This window comes from Anoxybacillus mongoliensis (genome assembly GCF_014201515.1).
Classification (GTDB): domain Bacteria; phylum Bacillota; class Bacilli; order Bacillales; family Anoxybacillaceae; genus Anoxybacillus; species Anoxybacillus mongoliensis.
The window spans coordinates 22,937-33,072 of the sequence record NZ_JACHEQ010000006.1 but is presented as its reverse complement, the minus strand read 5'-3'; the positions used below and the strand labels follow the sequence as shown (position 1 = coordinate 33,072).

Sequence of the window (10,136 nt, the reverse complement as noted above, 5' to 3'; positions counted from 1 at the left end):
CGGCAGCGGCGAAGGCGAAAGCTGCAGTGCTGGCAAAACAAAAAGCGATGGAGTCTGGAGACTTAAGCGAAGAAGAATTGGCGAAGAAAAAAGCGGCCGCGGCAGCGAAAGCAAAAGCCGCAGCGTTAGCGAAACAAAAAGCGATGGAGGCTGTGGACTTAAGCGAAGAAGAATTGGCGAAGAAAAAAGCAGCGGCAGCAGCGAAAGCAAAAGCCGCAGCGCTGGCAAAAGTCAAAAGTGCAGATGGCGGCGAAGAAAAAGAGGAAAAGCCGTCACTAAATCAGCCATATCTCGACAAATACGTCAAAGTCATTGAAGAGCATCTCGGAAAAGATGTGTTAGAAAACGCTTACATTAATCGTTTGTCGAAAGATGTACCAACGCTTGTTGCTAAAAAAGATACATATTATAAAGTGGCTGAGTTTTTAAAATATAATGAGCAACTAAGTTTTGATTATTTATCTGAGTTGCACGGAACAGATTTTCAAACGCATATGGAAGTGTACGTTCACTTGTATTCTTATAAAAATCGTCAGTCCGTTGCGCTGAAAGTAAAAATTGATCGTGACAATCCGGTTATTGACTCGCTTGTTCCGCTTTGGCCAGGGGCGAATTGGCCGGAGTGCGAAGCGTACGATTTACTTGGCATTCGTTTTGAAGGCCATCCACAACTCATTCGCATTTTCTTAGGGGAAAATTGGGTCGGCTATCCGCTCCGGAAAGATTACGAGCCATACGATATGGAGGGGTAAGGACGTGCTGAGAACAGAGGAGATGCTTTTAAACGTCGGACCACAACATCCGAGCACGCATGGGGTATTTCGCCTCGTGTTAAAAATTGACGGGGAAATTATTAAAGAAGCGACTCCCGTCATCGGTTATCTTCATCGCGGGACAGAAAAAATCGCAGAAAATTTGCAGTATACACAAATCATCCCGTATACAGACCGGATGGACTATTTATCCGCGATGACGAACAACTACGTCATTTGTCATGCAGTAGAAACGATGATGGGCATTGAAGTGCCAGAGCGGGCGGAATATTTACGTGTGCTTGCGATGGAACTTGGTCGCATTGCGAGCCACCTCGTTTGGTGGGGAACGTATTTGCTTGATATTGGCGCAGTCAGTCCGTTTTTATATGCGTTTCGTGAACGAGAGATGATTATTAATCTATTAAACGAATTATCAGGCGCGCGGCTCACATTTAACTACATGCGTGTTGGTGGGGTAAAATGGGATGCCCCGGATGGATGGATCGACAAAGTCAAACAGTTCGTTCCATATATGCGTAAGCAGCTCGAAGGCTATCATGAACTTGTGACAGGAAACGAAATTTTCCGCAATCGCGTCATCGGGGTCGGCAAATACACGAAAGAAGAAGCGTTAGCCTATTCGTTAAGCGGCGTTAATTTACGTTGTACAGGGGTGAAATGGGATTTAAGAAAAGACGAACCGTATTCGATTTATGATCGGTTTGACTTTGATGTACCTGTACGCACAGAAGGTGACTGTTTCGCCCGTTATGAATGCCGTCTCGCTGAAATTGAGCAATCGCTTCGCATTATCGAGCAAGCGTGCGAACAGTTTCCGGATGGCGGCGAAATTATGGCGAAAGTGCCAAAAATCATTAAAGCGCCACCGGGTGAAGCGTATGTACGCATCGAATCGCCGCGGGGAGAAATTGGTTGTTATATTGCGAGCGACGGGAAAAAAGAGCCGTATCGCTTAAAATTCCGTCGACCGTCATTTTATAATTTGCAAATCCTTCCGAAACTACTAAAAGGGGAAAATATCGCGAATTTAATTGCGATACTTGGCGCGATTGATATCGTGCTTGGGGAGGTCGATGGATGATGATGGAACAACTTTTGCAGTCGACGCCGAGCTGGACGAATGTCGCCATTTTCTTTGCGATTGGCGTAGGGCTGTTGCTCGTTGTGTTAGGGTTTGTCACGTACGGCATTTTAGCCGAACGAAAAGTGATGGGATTTATGCAAGGACGCATCGGGCCGAACCAAGTTGGAGGTCGCTGGGGATTACTCCAAACAGTTGCTGACGTGTTAAAGCTACTGTTGAAAGAAGATACGATTCCAAAAGCTGCAGATCGTCCGTTGTTCATTTTAGCACCGGTCATTGCGTTTGCTCCTGCTTTTATGGTACTTGCAGCGTTGCCGTTTACGGATGCATTGCAATTTGCTGATATTGGTGTAGGGTTGTTGTATTACATTGCCGTTTCTGGATTAACGACCATCGGGGTTGTGACAGGTGCATGGGCGTCAAACAACAAATATGCATTGCTGGGAGGCATGCGTGCAGCTGCACAAATGATTTCATACGAAGTGCCGCTTGTCATGTCTGTCATTGGTGTCATTTTGTTATCAGGAAGCTTAAACTTAAACGACATTGTTGAAGCGCAAAAAGATGTTTGGTTTATCGTTGTACAGCCGATTGGGTTTCTCGTTTTTCTTGTCGCAGCTGTGGCAGAGTTAAATCGGACGCCGTTTGACTTACCAGAAGCTGAATCGGAACTTGTCGCGGGATTCCATGTTGAATATTCTGGCTTCCGCTGGGCGTTTTTCATGCTTGCAGAGTACGTGTACTTTTTTGCGATGGCGGCATTAACGACCGTGCTCTTTTTAGGGGGATGGCATCCGCTTCCGTTTCTCGGTTTTATTCCAGGAGCTGTTTGGTTTGCATTAAAATTTAGCGTTGTCGTCTTTTTATTCATTTGGTTTCGCATTACGTTTCCGCGTGTGCGTGCCGATCAATTGATGGAATTTGGTTGGAAAGTGTTATTGCCTGTGGCGCTCGTGAATATTTTTGTGACAGCTCTTGTAAAACAACTATTTTTTTAAATAAAAAGGTGGGTGGGCAGAAATGCTCGGTTTAATGAAAGGATTAGCGTATACGCTGAAAAACTTAACAAAAGAAAAAGTGACGTACGATTATCCGAATGAACCGCTTCCGCTGCCGGATCGCTTTCGCGGCATTCAAAAGTTTTATCCGGAAAAATGCATCGTTTGTAATCAGTGCGCAAATATTTGCCCGACCGACTGCATTCAGTTAACGGGTAAAAAACATCCGGATCCGACGAAAAAAGGAAAAATTATTGATACGTACGACATTAACTTTGAAATTTGTATTTTATGCGATTTGTGCACCGAAGTATGTCCGACAGAGGCGATTGTCATGACGAACAACTTTGAATTAGCGGAATATAGTCGCGACGAGTTATTTAAAGATTTAACGTGGCTTGATGAAAACGATACGAACGTGCGGAAGGTGAATAAGCCATGAGTGGACAATATATTGCTTTTTTCGTTCTTGCGCTCATTGCGCTTGGCGGCGGCATCTTTATGTTAAATTTAAACAAAGTCGTCCATATGGTCGTGGCACTCGTCTTTACGTTCGTCAGCATCGCCGGCATTTATGTGCTTTTATCGGCTGAATTTGTCGCGGCTGTTCAAGTGCTTATTTATTCGGGGGCGATTACGATCATTATGTTGTTTGGCATTATGCTTACGCGTCATCAAGATGACGGGCAATCGACAGGTAGCCCGCTTCGAAAAGCGTTCGCTTTGCTCGGTACAGTTGCTTTTGGTGCGGTGATGTATATTGGCATTCGCACGCTTGACTTTGGCAGTGAAGCAGTTGGGCTTCATGATAAAAATACGGAACAAATCGGAATCGCGATATATTCGAAGTACGTCATTCCGTTTGAACTTGCGTCTGTTTTGTTGCTTGTCGCATTAATTGGTGCGGTCATTTTAGCGAAAAAAGATGATAAGGAGGCGGGAGAATGAGTGTACCGTTATCCGCCTATCTCGTATTTGCGCTTCTGTTATTTTGCATCGGATTGTACGGAGCGTTAACAAAACGCAATACAGTAATCGTACTCATTTGTATTGAACTTATGTTAAATGCTGTAAACATCAATTTAGTCGCATTTAGCAAGTATGGGGTTAACCCAGGCATTACAGGTCAAGTGTTTTCGCTCTTTACGATTACTGTTGCCGCGGCAGAAGCAGCGGTTGGATTAGCTATTTTAATTGCGCTATACCGCAATCGCAAAACGATTCATATTGATGAAGTCGATTCGATGAAACGATAAAGGATGGGAAACAAAGGGGTTACATATAAATGCACCTGAAAAAGGGGATGATTGAACGATGATGGAAAACGCATGGCTCATACCGCTTTTTCCTTTCGTATCGTTTGTTGTGCTGCTTGTTGTGGGCAAGCAGTTAAAAGAACGAAGCGCGTATGTCGGAATGTTGTTGACGCTTCTTTCGCTCGTCTTCGCCCTCGGAGCGTTGTATGAGCGATGGACGTCACCAACATACAAACAAGCATATACATGGTTAACAATCGGGGATGTGGATATAACGGTCGGCTTTGAAGTGAATGCATTAAATGCATTGATGCTCGTTGTCGTATCGCTTGTTAGTTTTCTCGTACATACGTATGCGAAAGGATATATGCACGGTGATGAGCGCTTCCCGGTATTTTACGCATATTTAGGATTGTTTACATTCGCGATGCTCGGGCTTGTCGTATCACCAAACTTACTGCAAACGTATATTTTTTGGGAACTTGTCGGTCTCGGCTCGTTCTTACTCATCGGATTTTATTTTTACAAAGAAGAAGCAAAAGCTGCAGCGAAAAAAGCGTTCATTATGACGCGCATCGGGGATGTCGGGTTGTTGATCGGCATGATTTTATTGTTCTTAGAAGTGAAAAGCTTTGAATATGAAGCTATTTTTGCAGCGTTACAACAAGGGGATGTTTCAACGACAATCATGACGTTAAGCGCCATTCTCATTTTTATCGGTGCGATCGGAAAATCAGGTCAATTTCCGCTTCATACGTGGCTTCCGGATGCGATGGAAGGTCCGACGCCTGTATCAGCATTAATTCATGCGGCAACGATGGTCGCTGCTGGAGTATATTTAGTGGCAACGCTGTTTCCGCTTTATGAAGCAAGTGAAGTGGCGATGACGACCGTTGCTTATGTCGGAGGATTTACCGCCATTTTTGCAGCATCAATCGGCTTAGTGCAAACGGACATTAAACGGGTGCTTGCCTATTCGACCGTTAGCCAGCTCGGTTACATGATGTTAGCGCTCGGCTCTGCTGGGTACGTGGCAGGCGTCTTTCACTTAATGACACACGCCTTTTTTAAAGCGTTGCTCTTTTTAGCGGCAGGTAGTGTCATTCATGCGGTGCATACGCAAAATATTGAACAAATGGGCGGATTATGGGAAAAAATGAAATGGACCGCTCCACTCTTTTTAATCGGAACGTTAGCCATTAGCGGATTTCCGTTTTTCTCAGGCTTTTTCAGCAAAGATGAAATTTTAATTGCCGCGTGGACGCACGGGCATGTCGGTTTATTTGTTGTCGCTGTTATTGCTGCCTTTTTCACAGCGTTTTATATGTTCCGCTTATTTTTCCTTGTGTTTGCAGGTGAAGCGCGGACAAATGTTCATAATGTGCATGAATCACCAACTGTCATGGTATTGCCGATGATCGTGCTCGGTGTGCTCGCAGTCGTTTCTGGTTATGTGCAAACACCATGGGGAGCGTTTTTAGGTGAGTGGTTGACAGAAGGAACGAACTGGCATGCCCATACAGAAGGTCCAAGCTGGATTATGATTGTGGCGACAATCGTTTCATTATGCGGAATCGCATTAGCATGGCTTATATATGGAAAACGTGCGATTGCGCGCGACTGGTTATCGTCACGTTTCCCACTCACGTACAACGTGCTTATGAACAAATATTACATCGACGAGTTTTACGGACTTACCGTCATTCGAGCTGCATCGTTTATTAGCTTGTTGTTTGAGTATATCGATCGGTTCCTTGTGGAGGGATTGGCACAATTATTTGCAGCAACAGCGCGCGGTGTTGGGCGAATCGGCTCACGTTTACAAAACGGGCAAGTACAAATGTACGGTACGGTAACGATTGTCGCTTTAGCGATTCTCGTCGTCATTTTTGCGGTGACAGGGGGGTATTTATAATGCAGCCATACTTTTTATCGCTCTTAATTTTCTCCCCGCTTTTAGGTATACTCGTTCTTTCGCTTCTTTCGAAAGAGCAAGAAAAAGCGATTAAATGGCTTGGTGTGTTGGCAACGTTGCCATCGTTATGCTTATCGTTGTTTGCGTTTTGGCAATATCAAAACGGTTATGATATAAGCAAGTTAACGGAAAAACGATCATGGATTCAATTTGGTGAGTTCCCGTTTTTAAAGGAGACGGATTTTACTGTCGCATATGAACTTCATGTGGACGGTTTCGCGCTTGTCATGATCGTTTTAACGACCATTTTAGCAACGCTTGCGGCGATCGCTTCTACATCCATCCAAAAAGAGTGGAAAGGGTATTTTCAACTGTTTTTATTGCTTGAAATCGGTATGCTTGGCGTATTTGCTGCTAGCAACCTTGTACTCTTTTTCATCTTTTTTGAGTTGACGCTCATTCCGATGTTTTTCTTAATCGGAAAATGGGGGTATTTCGAAAAAGAAAAAGCAGCCTACAGTTATTTAATTTATAACGGTCTCGGTTCCGCTGTCTTATTGATCGTTATTGCGGTATTGTTTGCGCGCACCGGCACATCAAACATTGCGGAGTTACGCTACATATTAACTAACCCAGCGGTACAAACAATTTCGCCAATTTCCGACGATCTTCGTTACGGTTTATTTATTGCATTGCTTGTTGCATTTGGAGTAAAATTGCCGATCGTGCCACTTCATCGTTGGATGTTGCGCGTGCATGTTCAAGCGCCACCATCAGTCGTCATGCTGCATGCAGGGGTTTTGTTAAAAATTGGTGCTTTTGGTCTTGTTCGATTCGCATTCGGATTATTTCCCGGGCAATTCCAACAATTTTCGACATCGCTTATTGTTTTCGGTATTGTCAACTTGTTGTACGGTGCGTTTTTAGCGCTTAGACAAACCGACTTTAAAATGGTGCTCGCTTATTCGAGTGTATCGCATATGGGCATTGTATTAATTGGGCTCGGCTCGCTCAACGAGGCAGGAGTACAAGGGGCAATCTTTCAAGCAGTGTCACACGGATTTATCGCAGCGTTTTTATTCTTCTTCGTTGGCGTCATGTACGAAAGAACGCGTACAACGACGCTTGTTCGTTTAGGTGGTTTGGCGAAGACGATGCCGTACGTTTCAGGTTTTGTTCTCGCCGGTGCGATGGCTTCACTCGGTTTGCCAGGAACGTCCGGATTTATTAGCGAGTTTATGGCGTTCGTTGGTGCATTTCAGGCAGCACCTTGGTTAGCTGCCATCGGTACGCTCGGTATTATTATGACCGCTGTGTATTTATTACGTGCTGTACTTGGCATGACGTTCGGACAAACAACGGTGTCAAACGTGTCCGATTTACGAGGCATCGAATGGGTGCCGGCAATTAGTTTACTGCTTCTTATTGTCATCATCGGGGTATATCCGAACGTATTGGCGATGCCACTACAAACAACGATTGAAACGATGATGAACGGATTAGGGGGTTGATGAGATGGATTTCGAAACATTACTTAGCTATGAATGGGGCGTCATGATGCCGGAATTTATCATTCTTGGTGTGGCAGTTGCGCTCTCACTCATCGACCTATTTATGCCGGAAAATCGTAGTCGGCGTCTCCTTGGTTTATTCGCTTTCGTTGGCGTCGCCGTTTCATTCGTATCGCTCCTTGGTTTATGGACGAGTGATGTCACGTCCATTTTAGGTGATACGTTCCGTCTCGATTCGTTCGCCAAATCATTTAAAGCGTTATTGCTCATTGGTAGTGCGCTCGTTTTATTGCTTGCTCTTCATTATGAACCGAAAGAGCGCATTGCGTATCGCGGTGAGTTTTACTACTTGTTCTTAACTGCGCTTCTTGGTGCAATGATGATGACATCAAGCGGTGATCTCATTACGTTGTTTATCGGCCTTGAATTATTGTCGCTTTCTTCCTATATTCTCGTCGCGATTCGGAAAAAACATACATTAGCCAATGAAGCAGCTTTAAAATATGTCATTACTGGAAGCATCGCAACAGCTATCACGTTGTTCGGGATGAGCTACATATTTGGCTTCACCGGATCGACGAATATAAAAGAAATTGCTGGGCAGCTTGCAAGCACGTATGATGAAAATCATCAATACATTTTATCGCTCGCCTTTTTGCTTACGTTTGTTGGGCTATCTTTTAAATTAGCAGCTGCTCCGTTTCATATGTGGGCGCCAGATGTGTATCAAGGCGCGACAACTCCAGTCGTTTCTTTCTTAAGCGTTGTCTCTAAAACAGCTGGATTTGTTATCGTGTTGCGTGTCATCGTTTCCGTATTTGCTCAAACGCCATCAGGAAGTTCGGCTTCGATGCTTATGACGCTTGCGCCATACATTGCTTTTTTGGCAGGCGCAACGATGATTATTGGCAATACAATTGCGCTTCGGCAACGGAACGTAAAGCGTATGCTCGCATATTCAAGCGTGGCACATGCAGGTTATGTACTAGTCGCTTTGGCGAGCTTATCGATGTTTATGTTTGAAGCGATTTGGTTTTACTTGTTGGCGTACTTGTTTATGACTATTGGGGCGTTTGCGATTTTACAAGTCGTCTCTCAGCATCACGATGATGAAGACGTGAGCATATTTGCGGGCTTGTACCGTCGCTCACCGCTCATGGCGATAGCGATGACAATCTTTTTACTATCGCTTGCGGGCATTCCGGGGACGGCTGGATTTATCGGGAAAATGAACATTTTCCTCGGTGCATTCGTCGTTGAGCCAGCCCATTATGTGCTCGCATCCATTATGGTGGTCACGACAGTTGTATCGTACGTATATTATTTCGGTATTTTCGTTCAAATGTTTTTCCGACCGGTCGAACATACCCATCGATTAGAGTGGCCACCTGGGGTCATTGCCGTTGTCGTTATTTGTGTCATCGGCACTGTTTTATTAGGGGTGTTTCCAAACATCGCCTACGATTTCCTTGCACCGTTTGAACATTTTAGCGATTTTCTTCAATAAGACGTATAATGGGAGGGGTGTACCCTTCCATTTTTTATGTTAAAGGAGGAGTGGACATGGAAACATTTGGACAAGAAGCGTTAATTAGTTTATTGTCGCACGTATTTTTCATTACAGTGACGTGGTGGACGTTACAAGCGGTGCGACTTGAAGTTATTTTTAAACCGAATCGCATCATTCAAGCGCGTGTATTTTATATTCTTTTGACGATTGCGATCGGCTCATTAGTAAGTAACTTCTTTTTAGATTATTTACGTTGGTCGCGCCAGTTGCCATTTTTACTTTAGACGCGAGCATTGTCGATTTTTTTTACGTATCTTCCCTTCCGATCTGGCAACAATAAAAGCTAAGGAGAGGAAGGGAAAAGAGATGAAAAAAAGATGGTTGGCACTCGTTATTTTTTGTTTGTTATTAAGTGGTTATCGGATGTATGATGGTGAACGTGTCGATGAAGAAATAACGAAAATGAACGACATGCTTGGCGTATTTGAAGCCCATCATATTCACCTCAAACGATGGAACGTCTACGCCAAAGAGCAAGTGCTTACAAATGACCCTCACAACTGGATCCAACAATACGTGAGAACATGGTCCTCTTTTCGTTGGACGGCTGAACCGCACAAGATGATTGGCAAACGTGAAACCTCCGCTTACGTTGAAACGATTCAACTCATCACGGTCGCTCATCATCAAACGATTGTTGTTTTATATGAAGCAACCGGTTCAACGTGGAATAAACAACTCGAACGCACGCTCGTCCGACAAACGACAAAATTATTCGTAAAACCTACATTTTTCACTTGTATTACAGGGGAATTCGATGGTAAGATGAAAGGTGTTTTGTTTGACAAGGCGGTTCGCTTGCTTGCTTCGTTTCAAGCGCAACCGATTGAATCATTACGTGAAGAGGCATTTGTCTCTGTCTCGGCATATACTGAGCAGTGGAAGACGTCACTTTCTGTCGGACAACAACAAATGAATCTTCAACTGGCGTTACGACAAGACGGATTGGGCGCGCGAACGACCGTTGTCATTGGCACCCCAATCATAACAGCTGAATATTAATATAGAGACTTTGGACGCGGAGGG

At 44.4% G+C, this 10,136-nt stretch carries 11 protein-coding genes; all 11 read left to right on the top strand.

What is annotated here, in order from left to right:
* Positions 1 to 752: NADH-quinone oxidoreductase subunit C (locus tag HNR43_RS06895; RefSeq protein WP_183242472.1), on the top strand; the 752-nt coding region annotated here is incomplete at its 5' end.
* Positions 753 to 756: 4 nt separating this feature from the next.
* On the top strand, positions 757 to 1,857 hold the full coding sequence (locus HNR43_RS06890) for an NADH-quinone oxidoreductase subunit D (protein ID WP_004892993.1): 1,101 nt from the start codon (positions 757 to 759) through the stop codon (positions 1,855 to 1,857).
* A complete protein-coding gene (nuoH, locus tag HNR43_RS06885; protein ID WP_075039205.1) occupies positions 1,857 to 2,858 on the top strand; it encodes an NADH-quinone oxidoreductase subunit NuoH in 1,002 nt (333 codons plus the stop codon). The genes HNR43_RS06890 and nuoH overlap by 1 nt, the downstream gene beginning before the upstream one ends.
* Before the next feature lie 22 nt (positions 2,859 to 2,880).
* Entirely contained in the window at positions 2,881 to 3,300 is a 420-nt protein-coding gene (nuoI, locus tag HNR43_RS06880; protein WP_003396988.1) for an NADH-quinone oxidoreductase subunit NuoI, read from the top strand.
* A complete protein-coding gene (locus HNR43_RS06875) occupies positions 3,297 to 3,806 on the top strand; it encodes an NADH-quinone oxidoreductase subunit J (RefSeq protein WP_055440770.1) in 510 nt (169 codons plus the stop codon). The genes nuoI and HNR43_RS06875 overlap by 4 nt, the downstream gene beginning before the upstream one ends.
* Complete coding sequence (gene nuoK, locus HNR43_RS06870; RefSeq protein WP_183242469.1) at positions 3,803 to 4,114, top strand: NADH-quinone oxidoreductase subunit NuoK; 312 nt, start codon at positions 3,803 to 3,805, stop codon at positions 4,112 to 4,114. The genes HNR43_RS06875 and nuoK overlap by 4 nt, the downstream gene beginning before the upstream one ends.
* Positions 4,115 to 4,172: 58 nt before the next feature.
* Positions 4,173 to 6,029: an NADH-quinone oxidoreductase subunit L gene (gene nuoL, locus HNR43_RS06865; RefSeq protein ID WP_183242467.1), complete on the top strand. Its 1,857-nt coding sequence runs from the start codon at positions 4,173 to 4,175 to the stop codon at positions 6,027 to 6,029.
* Positions 6,029 to 7,540, top strand: coding sequence for an NADH-quinone oxidoreductase subunit M (locus tag HNR43_RS06860; RefSeq protein ID WP_183242465.1), 1,512 nt, complete (start codon positions 6,029 to 6,031; stop codon positions 7,538 to 7,540). Before nuoL ends, HNR43_RS06860 begins: the two co-directional genes overlap by 1 nt.
* Before the next feature lie 4 nt (positions 7,541 to 7,544).
* The gene (gene nuoN, locus HNR43_RS06855; protein WP_183242463.1) at positions 7,545 to 9,047 is read left to right on the top strand and encodes an NADH-quinone oxidoreductase subunit NuoN; all 1,503 of its coding nucleotides are present in this window, start codon (positions 7,545 to 7,547) and stop codon (positions 9,045 to 9,047) included.
* A 56-nt stretch (positions 9,048 to 9,103) separates the two neighbouring features.
* Positions 9,104 to 9,334, top strand: a complete 231-nt coding sequence (locus HNR43_RS06850; RefSeq protein WP_183242461.1) for a DUF1146 family protein — start codon at positions 9,104 to 9,106, stop codon at positions 9,332 to 9,334.
* Between the two features lie 82 nt (positions 9,335 to 9,416).
* Positions 9,417 to 10,112 carry a YwmB family TATA-box binding protein gene (locus HNR43_RS06845; RefSeq protein ID WP_183242459.1) on the top strand — a complete coding sequence of 232 codons (696 nt, stop codon included), beginning with the start codon at positions 9,417 to 9,419 and terminating at the stop codon, positions 10,110 to 10,112.
* Positions 10,113 to 10,136: the final 24 nt, after the last annotated feature.

Bases quoted from the DNA above. Each gene is read 5' to 3' on its own strand.
- nuoK (WP_183242469.1), top strand. From the start codon at position 3,803: ATGAGTGTACCGTTATCCGCCTATCTCGTATTTGCGCTTCTGTTATTT.
- HNR43_RS06850 (WP_183242461.1), top strand. From the start codon at position 9,104: ATGGAAACATTTGGACAAGAAGCGTTAATTAGTTTATTGTCGCACGTA.
- nuoI (WP_003396988.1), top strand. From the start codon at position 2,881: ATGCTCGGTTTAATGAAAGGATTAGCGTATACGCTGAAAAACTTAACA.
- HNR43_RS06860 (WP_183242465.1), top strand. From the start codon at position 6,029: ATGCAGCCATACTTTTTATCGCTCTTAATTTTCTCCCCGCTTTTAGGT.
- nuoL (WP_183242467.1), top strand. From the start codon at position 4,173: ATGATGGAAAACGCATGGCTCATACCGCTTTTTCCTTTCGTATCGTTT.
- HNR43_RS06875 (WP_055440770.1), top strand. From the start codon at position 3,297: ATGAGTGGACAATATATTGCTTTTTTCGTTCTTGCGCTCATTGCGCTT.
- nuoH (WP_075039205.1), top strand. From the start codon at position 1,857: ATGATGGAACAACTTTTGCAGTCGACGCCGAGCTGGACGAATGTCGCC.
- HNR43_RS06845 (WP_183242459.1), top strand. From the start codon at position 9,417: ATGAAAAAAAGATGGTTGGCACTCGTTATTTTTTGTTTGTTATTAAGT.
- nuoN (WP_183242463.1), top strand. From the start codon at position 7,545: ATGGATTTCGAAACATTACTTAGCTATGAATGGGGCGTCATGATGCCG.